This window comes from Sideroxyarcus sp. TK5 (assembly GCF_054601595.1).
Genome location: NZ_BAAHSJ010000002.1, coordinates 451,201 through 468,964, shown reverse-complemented (window position 1 = coordinate 468,964; position 17,764 = coordinate 451,201). Strand labels below are relative to the sequence as shown.

Annotated in this window: 15 protein-coding genes and 2 tRNA genes; all 17 read right to left on the bottom strand. The window is 61.5% G+C overall.

The features are described from left to right. Nucleotides 1-23: 23 nt before the first annotated feature. On the bottom strand, nt 24-1,280 hold the full coding sequence (gene ccmI, locus ACYPYQ_RS05285) for a c-type cytochrome biogenesis protein CcmI (protein WP_459720818.1): 1,257 nt from the start codon (nt 1,278-1,280) through the stop codon (nt 24-26). Further along, nucleotides 1,277-1,738 (bottom strand): cytochrome c-type biogenesis protein, encoded by a 462-nt coding sequence (locus tag ACYPYQ_RS05280; protein WP_459720816.1) that lies wholly within the window; start codon nt 1,736-1,738, stop codon nt 1,277-1,279. The genes ccmI and ACYPYQ_RS05280 overlap by 4 nt, the downstream gene beginning before the upstream one ends. Further along, nucleotides 1,735-2,262, bottom strand: coding sequence for a DsbE family thiol:disulfide interchange protein (locus tag ACYPYQ_RS05275; protein WP_459720813.1), 528 nt, complete (start codon nt 2,260-2,262; stop codon nt 1,735-1,737). The genes ACYPYQ_RS05280 and ACYPYQ_RS05275 overlap by 4 nt, the downstream gene beginning before the upstream one ends. After that, nucleotides 2,259-4,235 carry a heme lyase CcmF/NrfE family subunit gene (locus ACYPYQ_RS05270; protein WP_459720810.1) on the bottom strand — a complete coding sequence of 659 codons (1,977 nt, stop codon included), beginning with the start codon at nt 4,233-4,235 and terminating at the stop codon, nt 2,259-2,261. Before ACYPYQ_RS05270 ends, ACYPYQ_RS05275 begins: the two co-directional genes overlap by 4 nt. A 15-nt stretch (nt 4,236-4,250) precedes the next feature. Further along, complete coding sequence (ccmE, locus tag ACYPYQ_RS05265; RefSeq protein ID WP_459720807.1) at nt 4,251-4,718, bottom strand: cytochrome c maturation protein CcmE; 468 nt, start codon at nt 4,716-4,718, stop codon at nt 4,251-4,253. After that, complete coding sequence (ccmD, locus tag ACYPYQ_RS05260; protein WP_459720804.1) at nt 4,718-4,882, bottom strand: heme exporter protein CcmD; 165 nt, start codon at nt 4,880-4,882, stop codon at nt 4,718-4,720. Before ccmD ends, ccmE begins: the two co-directional genes overlap by 1 nt. Then, the gene (gene ccmC / locus ACYPYQ_RS05255; RefSeq protein ID WP_459720802.1) at nt 4,879-5,616 is read right to left on the bottom strand and encodes a heme ABC transporter permease CcmC; all 738 of its coding nucleotides are present in this window, start codon (nt 5,614-5,616) and stop codon (nt 4,879-4,881) included. Before ccmC ends, ccmD begins: the two co-directional genes overlap by 4 nt. 6 nt (nt 5,617-5,622) lie before the next feature. Further along, nucleotides 5,623-6,306 carry a heme exporter protein CcmB gene (gene ccmB, locus ACYPYQ_RS05250; RefSeq protein ID WP_459720799.1) on the bottom strand — a complete coding sequence of 228 codons (684 nt, stop codon included), beginning with the start codon at nt 6,304-6,306 and terminating at the stop codon, nt 5,623-5,625. Then, on the bottom strand, nt 6,306-6,935 hold the full coding sequence (ccmA, locus tag ACYPYQ_RS05245; protein WP_459720796.1) for a cytochrome c biogenesis heme-transporting ATPase CcmA: 630 nt from the start codon (nt 6,933-6,935) through the stop codon (nt 6,306-6,308). Before ccmA ends, ccmB begins: the two co-directional genes overlap by 1 nt. A 154-nt stretch (nt 6,936-7,089) precedes the next feature. Next, complete coding sequence (locus tag ACYPYQ_RS05240; protein ID WP_459720793.1) at nt 7,090-8,979, bottom strand: SurA N-terminal domain-containing protein; 1,890 nt, start codon at nt 8,977-8,979, stop codon at nt 7,090-7,092. An 88-nt stretch (nt 8,980-9,067) separates the two neighbouring features. Further along, nucleotides 9,068-9,144: transfer RNA gene (locus ACYPYQ_RS05235), tRNA-Asp, on the bottom strand. A 27-nt stretch (nt 9,145-9,171) separates the two neighbouring features. Continuing rightward, nucleotides 9,172-9,247 (bottom strand) — tRNA-Val (locus tag ACYPYQ_RS05230). Nucleotides 9,248-9,374: 127 nt separating this feature from the next. After that, nucleotides 9,375-11,783, bottom strand: coding sequence for an endopeptidase La (gene lon, locus ACYPYQ_RS05225; protein WP_459720791.1), 2,409 nt, complete (start codon nt 11,781-11,783; stop codon nt 9,375-9,377). 79 nt (nt 11,784-11,862) lie between these two features. Then, complete coding sequence (clpX, locus tag ACYPYQ_RS05220) at nt 11,863-13,119, bottom strand: ATP-dependent Clp protease ATP-binding subunit ClpX (RefSeq protein ID WP_459720788.1); 1,257 nt, start codon at nt 13,117-13,119, stop codon at nt 11,863-11,865. Between the two features lie 39 nt (nt 13,120-13,158). After that, nucleotides 13,159-13,785 carry an ATP-dependent Clp endopeptidase proteolytic subunit ClpP gene (clpP, locus tag ACYPYQ_RS05215; protein WP_459720785.1) on the bottom strand — a complete coding sequence of 209 codons (627 nt, stop codon included), beginning with the start codon at nt 13,783-13,785 and terminating at the stop codon, nt 13,159-13,161. Nucleotide 13,786: 1 nt separating this feature from the next. After that, the gene (gene tig, locus ACYPYQ_RS05210) at nt 13,787-15,088 is read right to left on the bottom strand and encodes a trigger factor (protein ID WP_459720782.1); all 1,302 of its coding nucleotides are present in this window, start codon (nt 15,086-15,088) and stop codon (nt 13,787-13,789) included. Nucleotides 15,089-15,174: 86 nt separating this feature from the next. Then, the gene (locus ACYPYQ_RS05205; RefSeq protein ID WP_459720779.1) at nt 15,175-17,679 is read right to left on the bottom strand and encodes a glycogen/starch/alpha-glucan phosphorylase; all 2,505 of its coding nucleotides are present in this window, start codon (nt 17,677-17,679) and stop codon (nt 15,175-15,177) included. Between the last annotated feature and the right edge of the window lie 85 nt (nt 17,680-17,764).

Below are 17,764 nucleotides of genomic sequence, written 5' to 3'. Positions count from 1 at the left end.
CTTCTTCGCGGCGCATTCACAACCTATTGCACGACGCGGTCGATCTTCAGCTTCACGTTCTTCGTGCCCGGCTTGACCGTGACGCTGAAACCTTCCGCGTCGCCCGCCTGCGGCATGGCGGTGCCGGACTTGGAGATCCGGCCCACGATCACGACCTGGTCGAAGGCGGACAGTGTCATCTGCGGGGCCATCGCCATGCTGTCGTCCAGCTCGAAGTCCAGCGGCAGGTCGGCCACACGCATGCGCAGGATGGCGAGCGGCATCTTGGGGCCTTCGGCGGCGCGTGCCAGTACGAACAGGGTGTCGTCCGGGCTGTACTTGCCTTGCAGTGCGGCATCCAGCGTGACGCGGCCGGTGATGCGTTCCTTGCCGGCTGCGGGTGCCATCTGCTCGGGCGGCGCGATCTGTTCCAGCGTCGGCGCGGTCTTGCCGCCGCTCTTCATGTGCGACAACAATTGGCGTGCCTCGTTGATACCGCCCTGGATGGCCATGGCGTCCTCGCTTCCCGGCGGCAACTGCTTGAGCAGTTTGTCCCAGTGCTTGATGGCGTCGGCGAAGTCGCCGCGTTCCATGGCGGCGGAACCGGCCAGCGCCAGACCCTTCATGTGGTTGGGGTCGAGCTGAAGTGCCTTGTTGATGAACTCGGTAGGCTTGCCACGCAGGGTCTGACCAAAGGCCATCGCCTGTGCATCGGCGTAGTCGGCCCATACCCAGGCTTCGTCCGGGATCAGTTTGACCAGCTTGGCGTAGACCTTGGCGGAGTCGGCGAAACGGTCGACTTCCATGTAGCTGCGCGCCAGCATCACCAGCGCTTCGCCGTCCTGGTCGTTCTCTTCGACGCGTTTCTCCAGCGCGCTGATGCCGGTGTCGGTACGCACTTCGCCGCCCGCGCTCATGCCGGCATGCGGGTTGGCGGGCGACAGTGCACCGACGTCCCCCACCACCAGATAGATGCCGACCGACATGATCGGCAGCAGCACGGCCAGCACGATGGCCAGCGTCTTGTTCGGGCTGCCCGCAGGAGCCTGCTCTCCGGCTGGCACAACCTCTTCCAGCACACGCGTTTCCAGTTCGCGCTTGCCCTGCTCGTACAGCTCGGGCGTGAGCAGACCGTTCTTCAGGTCGGCATCCATCTCGGCGATCTGGTCGCGCAGGATCTCGAGGTTGGCGGCATCGCGCGCGACGTCGTTGCGCTTGGGGGCGCCGCGCCAGAGCGGATAGACGATGAAGGCGATGCCGAGGGCGACCAGCGCCGTGCAGAGTATCCAGAACAGGGTCATGATTTTTCTTCTTCGTTAAGGAGGGCGGCGGCGCGTTGGTGCGCCTCGGGAGTGAGGGTCGCTTCGGGCACGGTCTCGCGGCGCTTGCGCAGCTGGAACAGCAGGCCGAGGCCGGCGACCAGCAACAGGGCGAACGGGCCGAACCAGAGCAGCATGGTGTAGCTCTTCACCGGCGGCTGGTACAGCACGAAGTCGCCGTAGCGGGCGACCAGGTAGTCCATGATCTCCTGGTCGCTCATGCCCTTCTGCATCAGCTCGCGCACTTCGCGGCGCAGGTCTTCAGCCAGATCGGCATGCGAGCTGGCCAGCGATTCGTTCTGGCATACCAGACAGCGCAGTTTTTCGGCCAGGCCGATCATGCGTTTTTCCAGCACGGGGTCTTTGGCCATGTCTTGTGCCTCACCGGCATGGGCGAACACGGGCAACAGGCAGAACATCAGGATCAAGAGTTTTTTCATTTCTTTTGCAGCTCCGCGACGAGTGGCAGGATCTTTTCGATCAGGCTCAGCTGGGTGACCGGACCGATGTGCTTGTAGCGGATGATCCCTTGCTTGTCGATGACGTAGGTCTCGGGCACGCCGTACACGCCGTAGTCGATGCCGATGCGGCCTTCGCGGTCCATCACGCTCAGCACGTAGGGATCGCCGCCACGCGCCAGCCACAGCTTGCCATCTTCCGGCTTGTCCTTGTAGTCGAGGCCGTAGATGGGGACGATGTTCCGTTGCGCCAGTTCCATCAGCACCGGATGTTCTTCGCGGCAGGACACACACCAGGAGGCCCACACGTTGAGCAGCCACACCTGGCCCTTCATGTCGGCCGGCGAGAAGGTCTTCTGCTCATCGTGCAATTGCGGCAGGGTGAATGCCGGCGCGGGTTTGCCGACCAGCGGAGACGGGACTTCGCGCGGGTTGAGGCCGAGGCCGACGTAGAGGAAGCCGGCCAGAACGACGAAGATGACCAGCGGCCAGATGAAACGGTTCATGCTGTCTGCTCCTTGTTTTCAGTGGCGACAGTCTGTGCCTTGCGCCCTTTGATGCGGTAGCGGCGGTCGGTCACGGCGAGCAGGCCGCCCAGCGCCATCAGCAGGCAACCAGCCCAGATCCAGTCGACGAATGGCTTGAGATAGATACGCACCGCCCACGCTTCGCTGTCGGGGATGGGCTCGCCCAGTGACACGTACAGGTCGCGCAGGAAGCCGGTGTCGATTGCCGCTTCGGTCATCGGCATGCCTGATGCGTTGTACTGGCGTTTCTCGGGGTGCAGCACGGTCACCGGCTTGCCGTCTTTGCTGACGCTGACGATGCCACGTGCGGCGACGTAGTTGGGGCCTTCTTCTTCGGTCACGCCGTCGAAGCGGAACACGTAGCCGCCGGTAGTCAGCGTGTCGCCCACGTCCATGCGCACGTCGCGCTCGCTCTCGTAGCCTTTCACCAGCGTGACGCCGATGATGAACACGGCGATACCGATATGCGCCAGTTGCATGCCGTAATAGCTGCGCGTGGGTGTCTTCAGGCGCTGCAGGAAGCTGCCTTCACTCCCCATGCGACGCTTGAGGTCGGCCAGCGCGGTGGTGATGACCCAGGCCGCCAGCAGGATGCCCAGACCGATCAGCGGTGTCCACTCGCCCATCACCAACGGCAAGACGATAGCGATCACCATGCTGGCAGCCAGTGCCCAGCGTACGCGCTGCCAGATGTCGGGCAGGCTGGCTTTCTTCCAGCGGGCCACAGGACCCAGACCCATCATCATCACCAGCGGCACCATCAGCGGCACGAACACGGTATTGAAGTACGGCGGACCGACCGACAGCTTGCCGAAACCGAGCGCATCCATGAACAGCGGATACAGCGTGCCGAGGAACACCGAGGCGGAAGCCACGGACAGCAGCACGTTATTGGAGAGCAGCATGGATTCACGCGAGACGATGTCGAACTTGCCACCCAGTCCGACCTTGGGCGCACGCCAGGCGAACAGGAGCAGCGAGGCACCGATCACCACGACCAGGAAGGTCAGGATGAACACACCGCGCTCGGGATCGGTGGCGAAGGCATGCACCGAGGTGAGAACGCCGGAACGCACGAGGAAGGTGCCCAGCAGCGACAGCGAGAACGCGGCGATGGCGAGCAGCACGGTCCAGCTCTTGAACGCGCCACGTTTCTCGGTGACCGCCAGCGAGTGGATCAGCGCGGTGCCGACCAGCCAGGGCATGAAGGAGGCGTTCTCGACCGGGTCCCAGAACCACCAGCCACCCCAGCCCAGTTCGTAATACGCCCACCAGCTGCCGAGTGCGATACCGATGGTCATGAACACCCAAGCCACGGTGGTCCACGGTCGCGACCAGCGCGCCCAGGTGGAATCGAGCTTGCCGCCCAGCAATGCGGACAGCGCGAAGGCGAACGCCACGGAGAAGCCGACGTAGCCCATGTACAACATGGGCGGATGGATCACCAGACCGGGGTCCTGTAGCAGCGGGTTCAGGTCGCGACCGTCCAGTGCGGCCGGCAACAGGCGGTCGAACGGATCGGAGGTGAACAGCATGAACAGCAGGAAGCCGACCGAGACCAGTCCCATCACGCCGAGCACGCGCGCCACCATCTCCAGCGGCAGGTGCTTGCTGAAGGCCGCGACGGCGACCGTCCACAGCGTGAGGATGAAGGCCCACAGCAGCAGCGAACCTTCGTGGCCGCCCCACACTGCCGCCACGCGATAGGCGACCGGCAGTTGCGAGTTGGAATGCTGCGCGACATACAGCACAGAGAAGTCGTTGGCGATGAAGGCGTAGGTGAGGCAGGCGAAGGCGATGCCGACGAACACGAACTGCCCGGTCGCCAACGTGCGCGCCGTACCCATCAACACTTCGTTGCCGCGCGCGGCACCGAGGATGGGCAATATGCCCTGCACGATGGCGATGAACAGTGCGACGACGAGGGCGAAACTACCGATCTCTGGAATCATGCTGGGCTTTCCGGGTTATTTGGCTTGCGAGGGGGTTGCGGCCGTCTCGGCGGCTTTGGCTTTCTGCGCTTCTTCGATGGCGTGCATCGCTTCGGGCGGCATGTAGTTCTCATCGTGCTTGGCCAGCACTTCCTCGGCCACGAACACGTTGTCGGCATTCAGCTTGCCCTGTGCGACCACGCCTTTACCTTCCTTGAACAGATCTGGCAGGATGCCCTTGTATTCGACTTCCATGGCATTGGCCGTGTCAGTGATCTTGAAGTGCACGGTCAGCCCGTCTTTCTGACGCTGTACGCTGCCCTCCTCCACCATGCCGCCGATACGGAAGTTGCGTTCCTGCGGCGCTTCCTTGTTGTAGACCTGGGTCGGCGTGAAATACAGGCTGACGTTGTTCTTCAGCGCGAACAGCACCAGCCCCACCGCTGCAGCCACGAGGGCGACGCCCACCAGTATCCAGGCCAGTCGTTTTTGTCTCGGTGTCATCACTCGTCCCCGCTTTCGTTCATCAAACGCAACTGGCGCAGTGCCAGTTTCCTTCTGTGCCTTACCATGGCGATCTCGATCAGCAGCACCAGCAGCGTCACGCCATAGGAGCCCCAGACGTAGAACGCGTAACCGTTCATGTAGAAGAATTCGCTCATGCTCATTGCTTAACCTCCGGCAATTCCTTGACCCACTGCGTGTTCGCTTCACGCTCCAGGATGATGCTGCGCACGCGCGTCAACGCCACGGCGATGGCATACAGCCAGCAGGCGGCCAGCACCAGGAACATGCCCTGCTGCATGGCGACATGCATGCTGGTGCCGGTCATCTTGATGGTCGCACCCTGATGCAGGGTGTTCCACCATTGCACCGAGTAATAGATGATGGGCACGTTCACCGAGCCGACGATGGCGAGCAAGGCGCTTGCCTTGTCCGCGCGGCGCGGGTCTTCGATGGAGGCCTGCAGGGCGATGAAGCCGAGATAGAGGAACAGCAGGATCAGTTCGGAAGTCAGGCGAGCATCCCACACCCACCACGCGCCCCACATCGGCTTGCCCCACAGTGCGCCGGTCCACAACGAGATGAAGGCGAACAGCGCGCCGGTCGGCGCCAGCGCGGAGGCCATCATGGCGGAGAGCCGGGTCTTGAAGATCAGACCGAGCGCAGCATAGCCGGCCATGATGAGGTAGATGAACATGGACAGGATGGAGGCCGGCACATGGATGAAGATGATGCGGTAGGCCTCGCTCTGTATCGCGTCGGTCGGCGCGACGAAGAAGCCGATGTATAGTCCGACGGCGAACAACAATGCTGCGGGCCACGCGAACCAGGGAGTCAGTTTTCCCGCCAGACCATAGAAGGTGGAGGGGGCAGAATATTTAAACCAGTTGATCGCCAATCTTCATCACTCCATCGAAATCCGCAGCGCCTGGGCCGCCACAAAGGGCGAGAACACCAGCGCAAACAACAAGAACGCACCCAGCAACGACAGGTTGGATGCAGCGTCCATACCACCACTCACTGCTTCGACCGCGCCCGCGCCGAAGATCAGCACAGGGATGGTCAACGGCAACACCAGCAACGACACCAGTACACCGCCGCCGCGCAAGCCCAGCGTCAGCGCCGCGCCGACCGCGCCTATCATGCTCAGCACCGGCGTACCCAGCAACAAAGCCAGCATCAATACACCGATCGCATCGGCCGGCATGTCGAACTGCAGACCCAGCACCGGTGCGATCAGCACCAGCGGCAGACCGGACAGCATCCAGTGCGCGACGATCTTGCCCAGCACCATCACGGTCAGCGATTGCGGTACCAGCATCATCTGCTCCAGCGTGCCGTCGATATGGTCCGCAGAGAACATGCGCGGTAGCGACAGCATCGAGGCCAGCAGCGCGGCGACCCACAACACACCGCCCGCCATCTTGCGCAACATGTCCGGCTCCGGCCCCACACCCAGCGGGAACAGACTGACCACCATCACGAAGAAGATCAGCGTGGTCAACACGTCCGCACGGCGACGCATCGCCAGCAACAGATCGCGCTTGATCACCAGCCCCAACAGACCGAACACGGTGAGACGGCTCATCATGACAGCAACAACTCCCGCGTCTCGATACCCGCCACATGCAAAGGTTGATGCGTGGTGAATATCGTCATGCCGCCGTTCGACAGATGTTCTCCGATAAGTTCCTGCATCAGGTCGACTGCCCCCACATCGAGTGCGGTCAAGGGCTCGTCCAGTATCCACAATGCGGCATCGACCACCAGCAAACGGCTCAGCGCGACACGGCGGCGCTGGCCCTGCGACAGCACGCGCACCGGCAGATATTCCCTGCGGCGCAGGCCCATACGGCGCAACGCATCCAGTGCCGTTTTCTCGGTGAGTTTCACACCAGCCAGCCCTGCCGTCAGCAGCAGGTTCTCCAGCGCGCTCAACTCATCCTTGATCGCATTCAGGTGCCCGAGGTAACACGTCTGCGCATGGAAATCCTCATCACATTCCTCGACGTTGCGCCCGCACCAATGTACCGCACCGGCCACCGGTTGCACGAAGCCGCACAGCGCGCGCAGCAAAGTTGTCTTGCCCTTGCCGTTCTCTCCTTGCACCTGCATCAGCTCACCGCCGGAGAGCGTGAAGCTGAGGCCACTGAACAGGCGATGGTCGCCGCGTTCACAGGCCAGATCAATCACTTCCAGTTTCGGGGACGCTTGCATGGTTGCAGCAGGCCAGGCTCAGTAAAAAAGAACGCGGGATTATATACGATAGCGTCCGCCCGATGCGGAGCCCCTTGACCCCCATCGCAAAAGGCTTTGTACAATGAAAAACGCCGCTCGTTGAGCGGCGTTTCGCTTGAGTCTCCAGAAACGACTATTTCTCGCCCTCGTCGGCAAAAGCCTTCAGCGTGATATCCGCGCCAGCCTTGGCCTCGGCCAGAAAGGCGGACAGCAGCGCTTCACCGGTGACCTGACGCATCTGCTGCGTGTAGCGTTCCCGCTTGGCCGGGTCGATACTCTCGACATCCTTGACCGAGTCGATGCGCGCGATGACATAGCCGCTCTTCACATCGACCACACCCACATAGGCCGGGAGCTTGCCGGTATCGGCCAGGAATATCTGTTGCTGCAGGGCCGGATCGAGATCGGAACGCTGCGCGCGCGACAGCTTCAGACCGGTCTTCCAGACCAGCTTCTTGTTCTCGCCAGCCTGCAAGCCAGCCAATGTCAGTTTGCCCTGCTCTTCTGCTGCCTTCAGTGCGGCCCGGTGTTGCAGCAGTTTGCGGATGCCGCCAGCGACTTCCTCGTACGGACGCACCGAAGCGGGCTGATGATCCGTGACGTGCGCGGCCAGCAGGGTGTTCGGCTTCACTTCGACCGCTGCCGTGTTGCGCTTGTTCTTCACCGCATCCTCTGAGAACACCGCCTCCAGCACCTTGGCCGTCCACAGCTCGCCCGGTTGCTGGTCACGGCTCAGCCATTGACCCGACACCACTTTGGCACCGACCAGTTCTGCCGCCGGTTTCAGGCTGTCGCTCTGCTCATACACGGTATCGTTGAAACGTTCCGCGAGTTCGGCGAAACGGTCTGCCGCATGTTGCGCGCGCAGACGCTGCTCGATCAGCGCGCTCACTTCCTGCAGAGGCTGTGCCCTGGACGGCTTGATCGCTGTCACCTTGATGATGTGATAACCGAAATCGGTCTGCACCAGGTCGCTGATCTGGCCGACCTGCATGGAGAACACGGCATCGTCGAACGGCTTGACCATCATGCCGCGCGCGAACATGCCCAGATCACCGCCGTTCGCTGCCGAACCAGGATCTTGCGAATGTTCCTTTGCCAATGCCGCGAACTTCGCGGGGGCAGACTTCACATCGGCCAGCAATTGTTCAGCCTGCTGTCTGGCTGCCTGTTTTTCCGCGTCGCCAGCCTGTGTGGGGACCGCGATCAGGATGTGGGCAGCCTGACGTTGCTCCTGCGTGCTGAACTCCGCCAGATGCTCCTCATAGTAGGACTTCACCTCGGCAGCCGCTGGATCGATCTTGTCCGCCAATGCATCGGCCGAGAACACCACGTAGTCGACCTGCGCGCGCTCCGGCAACTCGAACTGCTGCGGATTCTGCTCGTAATACTTCCGCACCTCGGCATCGGCCACGGAAACGCCCTTCAGGAAGGCGTCCATCGCGAGCGTGGCAACCGAAACCACACGCTGCTGCTCATTGAGGCGGATCAGCGTGTCCGCCGTCGTATCGGCGGCGAAACCATTCTGGGCATAGACATCGGTCAGCTGGCGATTAAGGATGTCCTGACGCACACGATATTCGAACAGCTGCGGTGTCATGCCTTGTGCACGCAGGGCGGCTTCGTACATCTGCTTGTCGAAACGACCGTCTTTCTGGAATGCGCCGACACCGGCGATGATCTGGGCGATCTGCTCGTCACTCACCGTCAGCCCGGCTTCCTTCGCGTTCGCCAGCAACAGATGCTGGGTGGCCAGCCCCTCCAGCACGGAGCGCTTGATCTCGGGGCGGTCGAACAAGGCGGGATCGAAATTCTCGCCGGCCAGTTCCTGCATGCGACGACGCTGCTGCATCAGCGCATCCTCGAATTCTGCCTGACCGATCTTGGTGTCGTTCACCGTCGCAACCACGCCGACATCGCCGGAGTTCTGGTATGAATCCAGCCCCCACAAGGCGAAAGGCAAAATAATCAGCGCCAGCACGACCTGAACCACGCGCTTTCTTTCATGCACAAAATCGAACATAACTGTACCTGTATACCTGTTTCAAAAGTCGGATGCGGATTTTGCACCAGAAATGAAAAAAGGCGAACTTTCGTTCGCCTTTTTTTGTTGGCGGAGTGGACGGGACTCGAACCCGCGACCCCCGGCGTGACAGGCCGGTATTCTAACCAACTGAACTACCACTCCAAAAACCTTTGCTGCGATTTCCATTACTGGTGGGTGCTGACGGGATCGAACCGCCGACCATCGCCTTGTAAGGGCGGTGCTCTACCAGCTGAGCTAAGCACCCTTGGAAAGCGGCGCATTATACAGAAACTTTGCTTTTTGCCAACGGCCCCGGACAAAAAAACTTCCATTCGTTCGTGCTGACAAAAAAAACGCGGCGGCGATCGACTCGCCGCCGCGTTTTCGATACATCAATGCTTGACTGCGACCGGTGCTGCGGCGTCGACGATGGCCGGTGCCGCGCTGTCCACAGCAGTCTCCGGCAACGGCTCTGGCTTGCGTTCCAGCGCGATCTCCAGCACCTGCTCGATCCACTTCACCGGATGGATATCGAGCTTGTTCTTCACATTGTCCGGTATCTCCACCAGGTCCTTCACGTTCTCTTCGGGAATCAGCACCACCTTGATGCCGCCGCGCTGTGCCGCCAGCAACTTCTCTTTCAAGCCACCGATCGGCAACACCTCACCGCGCAAAGTGATCTCGCCTGTCATCGCCACATCGGCACGCACCGGGATGTCGGTCAGCGCGGACACCATGGCGGTGCAGATGCCGATGCCGGCACTGGGGCCGTCCTTGGGTGTCGCGCCTTCCGGCAGGTGGATGTGCAGGTCCTTCTTCTCGTAGAAGTTGTCCGCGATGCCCAGCGTGCGCGCACGGCGACGCACCACGCTCAATGCCGCCTGGATGGACTCCTGCATCACCTCGCCCAGCTTGCCGGTGGTAGTGGTCTTGCCCTTGCCCGGCAGCACGGCGGTCTCGATGGTCAGCAGCTCGCCGCCGACCTCGGTCCAGGCCAGACCGGTTACCTGGCCGACCTGGTTGTTCTTCTCGGCGATGCCGTAGCTGTAGCGGCGCACACCCAGATACTTGTCCAGATTGCGCGCGGTGACCGTGACCTTCTTCGCCTCGCCCTTGATCAGCAGCGCCTTGACGATCTTGCGGCAGATCTTGGACAGCTCGCGTTCCAGTCCGCGCACACCTGCCTCGCGCGTGTAGTAACGCAGGATGTCGCGGATCGCGCTTTCGGAGACGCTGGCCTCCTCCGGTTTCAGGCCGCTGTTCTTGATCGCCTTGGGCAGCAGATAGCGTGTGGCGATGTTGACCTTCTCGTCCTCGGTGTAGCTCGACACATGGATCACCTCCATGCGGTCCAGCAGCGGGCCGGGGATGTTCATGCTGTTCGAGGTAGCGACGAACATCACATCGGACAGGTCGTACTCGACCTCGACATAGTGATCGACGAAGGTATGGTTCTGCTCGGGATCGAGCACTTCCAGCAGCGCCGACGACGGGTCGCCACGGAAGTCCATGCCCATCTTGTCCACTTCATCCAGCAGGAACAGCGGGTTCTTCACCGCGACCTTGCTCATGTTCTGCAGGATCTTGCCCGGCATGGAACCGATGTAAGTACGGCGGTGACCGCGGATCTCGGATTCGTCGCGCACGCCGCCCAGCGACATGCGCACGAACTTGCGGTTGGTGGCACGCGCGATGGATTGCCCCAGCGAGGTCTTGCCCACGCCGGGCGGGCCCACCAGGCACAGGATGGGTGCCTTCATCTTGTCCACGCGCTGCTGCACGGCCAGATATTCGACGATGCGTTCCTTCACCTTTTCCAGACCGTAGTGGTCCGCTTCCAGGATGTCCTCCGCATGCTTGAGATCGGTGTCGATCTTGGTCTTCTTCTTCCACGGCAGACCGATCAGCACGTCGATGTAGTTGCGCACCACGGTCGCCTCGGCGGACATGGGCGACATCAGCTTGAGCTTCTTGAGCTCGGCTTCGGCCTTGGCGCGCGCGTCTTTCGGCATATGCGCCGCCTTGATCTTGCGCTCCACTTCCTCGATATCGGCACCGTCTTCGCCCTCGCCCAGTTCCTTCTGGATGGCTTTGACCTGCTCGTTCAGGTAGTACTCGCGCTGGCTCTTCTCCATCTGGCGCTTCACGCGGCCGCGGATACGTTTCTCCACCTGCATGATGTCCAGCTCGGCTTCCAGCAGGCCCAGCAGATGCTCCAGGCGCTTGCGCACGTCGAAGATCTCCAGCACTTCCTGCTTCTGTTCCAGCTTGAGCGGCAGATGGGCGGCGATGGTGTCGGCCAGGCGGCCGGCATCGTCGATACCCGCCAGCGAGGTCAGGATCTCGGGCGGTATCTTCTTGTTCAGCTTCACGTACTGGTCGAACTGGCTGATCAGCGCGCGGCGCATCGCTTCGGCTTCGCTATCTGGATGTTCGTCCACGGGGATCGCCTCGATGGTGGCGTCCAGATGCGACTTGTCATCGAACACGTCGATCACGCGCGCTCGCTGGGTGCCTTCCACCAGCACCTTGACCGTGCCGTCGGGCAGTTTGAGCATCTGCAGGATGTTGGCGATGCTGCCGATGCGGTAGATGTCCTCGGTGGCCGGCTCGTCCTTGGCAGCGGATTTCTGCGCCACCAGCACGATGCTCTTGCCCGCTTCCATCGCCGCTTCCAGCGCCTTGATGGACTTGGCACGACCGACGAACAGGGGGATGACCATGTGCGGGAACACCACCACATCGCGCAAAGGCAGCAGCGGGTACTGGTCTGAAGGAGGTTTGTTTTCGAGTTCGGTCATGGCATCACTTCGCTATAAAGGTTGTGTCCGCCACATTGGGCCGGGGCCTGATAAATCAACCCCGCCCATCACATGGGATTCATGCAGCTTTCGGGGTGTCCGCGTACATCACGATAGGCTGGATCTCGCCGGCAGCGTTCTCGTCCAGCACGACTTTATCCACGTTCTCCGCGGTCGGCAGATCGAACATGGTGTCCAGCAATGCCAGCTCCAGGATGGAGCGCAGACCGCGTGCGCCGGTCTTGCGCGCCAATGCCTTCTTCGCGATGGCGTTCAGCACGCCTTCGCGGAACTCGAGGTCGACGCCTTCCATCGCGAACAACTTCTGGTACTGCTTGGTCAGCGCGTTCTTGGGTTCGGACAGGATCTGGACCAGTGCCGCTTCATCCAGCCCTTCCAGGGTCGCGACCACCGGAAGACGACCCACGAATTCGGGGATCAGACCGAACTTGATCAGGTCTTCCGGCTCGACCAGACTGAACGTCTTGCCCACATCCTTGTTGTCGTCGCGCTTGGTCACGTTGGCGGAGAAGCCGATACCAGCCTTCTCGGAACGGTTGCGGATCACCTTCTCCAGACCGTCGAACGCGCCGCCGCAGATGAACAGGATGTTGGAAGTGTCGACCTGCAGGAACTCGGTGTTCGGGTGCTTGCGCCCGCCCTGCGGGGGGATGGAGGCCTTGGTGCCCTCGATCAGTTTGAGCAACGCCTGCTGCACGCCCTCGCCCGACACGTCGCGGGTGATGGACGGGTTGTCCGACTTGCGCGAGATCTTGTCGATCTCGTCGATGTAGACGATGCCGCGCTGCGCCTTCTCCACGTCGTAATCGCAGGCCTGCAACAGCTTCTGGATGATGTTCTCGACGTCCTCGCCGACGTAGCCTGCCTCGGTCAGCGTGGTGGCATCGGCCATCACGAACGGCACGTTCAACAACCGCGCCAGCGTCTGCGCCAGCAACGTCTTGCCGGAACCGGTCGGTCCGATCAGCAGGATGTTGCTCTTGGACAATTCGACACCGTCGTCATTCTTGTGATTCAGGCGCTTGTAGTGGTTGTAGACCGCCACGGAAAGGATCTTCTTGGCCATGGGCTGGCCGATCACATATTCGTCCAGGCGCGCGCAGATCTCGTGCGGGGTCGGGAGATCCTTCTTCTCGGCGCTCTCGCTGCCGATGGCGTTCTGCGTCTCCTCGCGGATGATGTCGTTGCACAGCGCGATGCATTCGTCGCAGACGAACACCGACGGTCCGGCGATGAGTTTCTTCACCTCGTGCTGGCTCTTGCCGCAGAAGGAGCAATACAGCAGCTTCTCGCCCTTGTTCTTTTCAGATGTCATCTCTTCACCTCCATACCTGACATGCGGCAGCGTGCCCTATCAAGCCCGTTTATCCAGCACCTTGTCGATCAAACCATACTCCATCGCCTGTTGCGCCGGCAGGAAGTTGTCGCGCTCGCTGTCGCGGGCGATCTCCTCCACGCTGCGACCGGTGTGCTCTGCCATCAACTTGTACAGTTGTTCGCGCAGGCTGAGGATGTACTTGGCATGGATCTCGATATCGCTCGCCTGCCCCTGGAATCCGCCCAGCGGCTGGTGGATCATCACGGTCGAGTTGGGCAGCGCGTAACGCTTCCCCTTTTCGCCCGCCTGCAACAGGAAAGCCCCCATCGAGGCGGCCATGCCTATGCACATGGTGGAGACCTGCGGCTTGATGAACTGCATGGTATCGTAGATCGCCATCCCGGCAGAGATCGAGCCGCCGGGAGAATTGATGTACAGATGGATGTCCTTTTCCGGATTCTCCGATTCCAGGAACAGCAGCTGCGCCACCACCAGATTGGCCACATGATCGTTGATCGGACCGACCAGGAAGATGATGCGCTCCTTGAGCAGGCGCGAATAGATGTCGTAGGCGCGCTCGCCACGACCACTGGTCTCTACCACCATCGGGACCAGGCCCGAATCCTGCGGTTCCATCATGCCGCCGAGTGCGCCGTACGTCATATCAATTCCCCATCAGTTCGTTCAGTTTCACCTGCTGCTCGGTCACCTTGGCACCCGCCATCACCCAGGCGACCACGTTGTCTTCCAGCGCCAGGTTCTCGATCTCCTGCATGCGCGCAGGTTCGGCGCGGTACCAGCGACGCACCTCGTCCGGACGCTCGAAGCTCTGCGCATATTCCTCGATCAAAGCCTCGACCTGCTCCGGCTTGGCTTTCAGGTCCTGTTGCTTGACGAGTTCAGCAAGAATCAGGCCAAGCTTCACACGGGACTCGGCACGCTCCAGGAACATCTCCGCCGGCAGCTTCATGCCCTTGGGGATCTTCATGCCGCGCGCTTCCATATCGCGCATGGATTGCTCCATCAGGCGCTGTGCTTCGCCCTGCAGCAGTGAGGTCGGCACTTCCAGTTTGGCCACCTTGAGCAGCACCGCCATCACGCTTTCCTTGTTGCGCACTTTGACGCGGCGCTGTGCTTCACGACCGACATTGTCGCGAATCTCCTGTTTGAACTTCTCCACATCCCCGTCCGCCACGCCGACCGACTTGACGAATGCTGCATCGACTTCAGGCAGTTGCGGCTCTTCGACTTTATGCACCGTGACGGTAAAGGTGACTTTTTTTCCTGCCACATCCTTGCCGTGGTAATCGGCCGGAAAGGTCATGTCGAAGGACTTGGTCTCGCCCGCCTTGCACCCGATGAGGGCGTTCTCGAAGTCGGCCAGCATACGGCCGGAGCCGAGCAGCACCTTGAAGTCCTTGGCGGAACCGCCCTCGAACGGTTCTCCGTTCAGCGTACCGGTGAAATCGATGAGCATCTGGTCGTCCTTCTGCGCGGCACGATCCACGGCTTTGTAAACCGCACGCTGCTTGCGCAGGGTGGCGATGGTGTCAGCCACATCATCCTCGCTGAGGGTGAACGAGACGCGGGTCAGGCTTTCGCCGGAGATGTCGCCGATGATGACTTGCGGATAGACCTCGAATGTCGCGCTGAACTCGATCTCCGGCGCTTTCAAGTCGGTGGTCTTGATCTCGAACTCGGGATAACCGGCCACATCCAGCTTGTTGGCGATGGCAGCCTCGGCGAACGAACGCTGCAGGGATTCTCCCAGCACTTCCTGCTGCACCGAATCGCCATATTGCTGCTCCAGCACCTTGATCGGTGCCTTTCCGGGACGGAAGCCGGCGACCTTGGCGGTGCGCCCCAGGCGTTTCAGGCGGCTCTCGACCTCGCTACGGATCTGCTGCTGGGGAATGGTTGCGGTCAGACGGCGCTGCAGGCCGGTCAGGGTTTCTACGTTAGACATACTGATTCCTTCGAATATAGGGAGACATGCGACGATAGAGTCGCCGCGAATGATACATCAAAGCGGATGAAACGACCTTCCCGGCATCACCCCTCGTGCGGCGGGATGTGCGACAAGCCCCACACATCGCGGTTGTACTCCATGATGGTGCGGTCGCTGGAGAACTTGCCGCTGGCCGCGGTGTTGATGATGCTCATGCGGGTCCATTCATCCTGGTCGCGGTAGACATCGGCCACACGCTGCTGGGCATCCACATAGCTGCGGAAATCGGCCACGGTCAGCCAGGGATCGTGCGGATTGAGGATGGCATCCACGATGGGCTGGAACAGGCCGGGCGCGAACAGGTTGAAATGGTTGCAGCACAGCAGGTCGACCACGCGCTTCAGGTCCGCGTCTGCCGCCACGATGGCCGCCGGATCGTAATGTCCGCGGGTCGCCTCGACCTCCTCGGCGGTCAGGCCGAACAGGAAGAAGTTGTCGTCGCCCGCCTCTTCGCGGATCTCGATGTTCGCGCCGTCCAGCGTGCCGATGGTCAGGGCACCGTTCATCATGAACTTCATGTTGCCGGTACCCGAAGCCTCTTTGCCCGCAGTCGATATCTGCTCCGATAGCTCCGCTGCCGGGCAGATCACCTCCATAGCGGATACGCGATAGTCGGGCAGGAATGCCAGTTGCAGCAGCCCCTTGGTATCGGGATCCTGGTTGACCACCTCGGCCACCGCGCCGATCAGGTGGATGATCTGCTTGGCCATGGCGTAGCCCGGTGCAGCCTTGCCGCCGATCAGCACGCAACGCGGTGTCCAGTCGCCGGTATCACCGCGCTTGATGCGGTTATACAGATGGATCACATGCAGCACGTTGAGCAGTTGGCGTTTGTATTCATGGATGCGCTTGACCTGCACATCGAACAGCGCCGAGGTGTCGAACTCGACCCCGCAGTCGCGCAACACCATCTCGGCCAGACGCTGCTTGTTATTGTGCTTGATGCTGCGCCATTTGCCGCGGAACGTCTTGTCGTCGGCGAATTCGCGCAGCCCCTGCAATTGCGACAGGTCGGTGCGCCATGCATCACCGATGGTGTGGTCGATCAGCGCGCTCAGCTCGGGGTTGCTGGAAGCCATCCAGCGGCGCGGTGTCACGCCGTTGGTCTTGTTGTTGAACTTCTCCGGCCACATCTCGTAGTAGTCGCGGAACAGGTTCTGCTGCAGCAATGCGGAATGCAGCGCGGCCACGCCGTTCACCGAATGGCAGGCCGCCACGGCCAGATAGGCCATGCGCACTTGCGGCACATCGCCTTCCTCGATGATGGACATGCGGCGCTGGCGCGCCACGTCGCCCGGCCAGCGCAGCGAGACCTGTTCCATGAAACGGGCATTGATCTCATAGATGATCTCCAGCAGTCGCGGCAGCAGGCGGCCGAACATGCCCACCGACCACTTCTCCAGCGCCTCCGGCAGCAGGGTGTGGTTGGTGTAGGCCATAGTCTGCGAGGTGATCTGCCATGCATCGTTCCAGGACTGGCCGTGCTCGTCCATCAGCAGGCGCATCAACTCCGCCACGGCACAGGTGGGATGGGTGTCGTTCAGCTGGAAAGCGTTCTTCTCGGCGAACTGTCTGAAGTCCTGGCCGTGCCTGCGCACCCAGCGGTTCAGGATGTCCTGCAAGCTGGCCGAAGCCAGGAAATATTGCTGGCGCAGACGCAACTCTTTGCCGTTCTCGCTGGCATCGTTGGGGTACAGCACCATGGTGATGTGCTCCGCCGCGTTCTTGGCGGCCACCGCCTCGGTGTAGCTGCCGGCGTTGAACTCTTCCAGATTGAACTCTTCGGTCGCCGTGGATTTCCACAGGCGCAGCGTGTTCACAGTGCCGTTGCGGTAACCGGGGATGGGCATGTCGAACGGCAGCGCCATCACGTCCTGCGTATCCACCCAGCGCACGTGCAACTTGCCGGACATATCGGTGAACATCTCGCTGCGGCCGCCGAACTTGACGCGCACCGCATGCTCGGGACGTTCCACTTCCCACGGATTGCCGTTGCGCAGCCAGTGATCCGGATCCTCCACCTGCCTGCCGTGTTCGATGCGCTGGCGGAACATGCCATACTCGTAGCGCAGGCCGTAGCCGGTGACCGGCAGTTGCAGGGTGGCGCAACTGTCGAGGAAGCACGCGGCCAGACGGCCCAGACCGCCATTACCCAGACCCGCGTCGCTCTCCTGCTCCTGCACATCCTCCAGCATCACGCCGAAATTGCGCATCGCGTCGGCGGTCTCCTGCTCCATATCCATATTGAGCATGGCGTTGCCCATGGCGCGCCCCATCAGGAACTCCAACGACAGGTAATAGGCCTGTTTGCAGTCCGTCTCGTCATGCGCGCGCTGGGTGTGACGCCAGCGTTCGATCAGCCTGTCGCGCAGCGTGTGTGCCAGCGAGGAATAGACGGGATAGCCCGAGATGGTGTCCTTGCCCCAGCCCAGGGTGTGGCTGAAATAGCGCCGGAAGTCCTCCATGACGCTGATCGCATCATTGCCCAGCGGGGGCATGCTCATGATGCTGTGGTGTTTCTCGATGAAGGGCTTGCTGGCTGCGTTCACGATTGGGTTTCCTGCTGAGTGGAGGGTGCGAGAGACGGGGATTCTATCAAATCGCCCTCCCCTTTCTCCCGCGCATCATTATTGG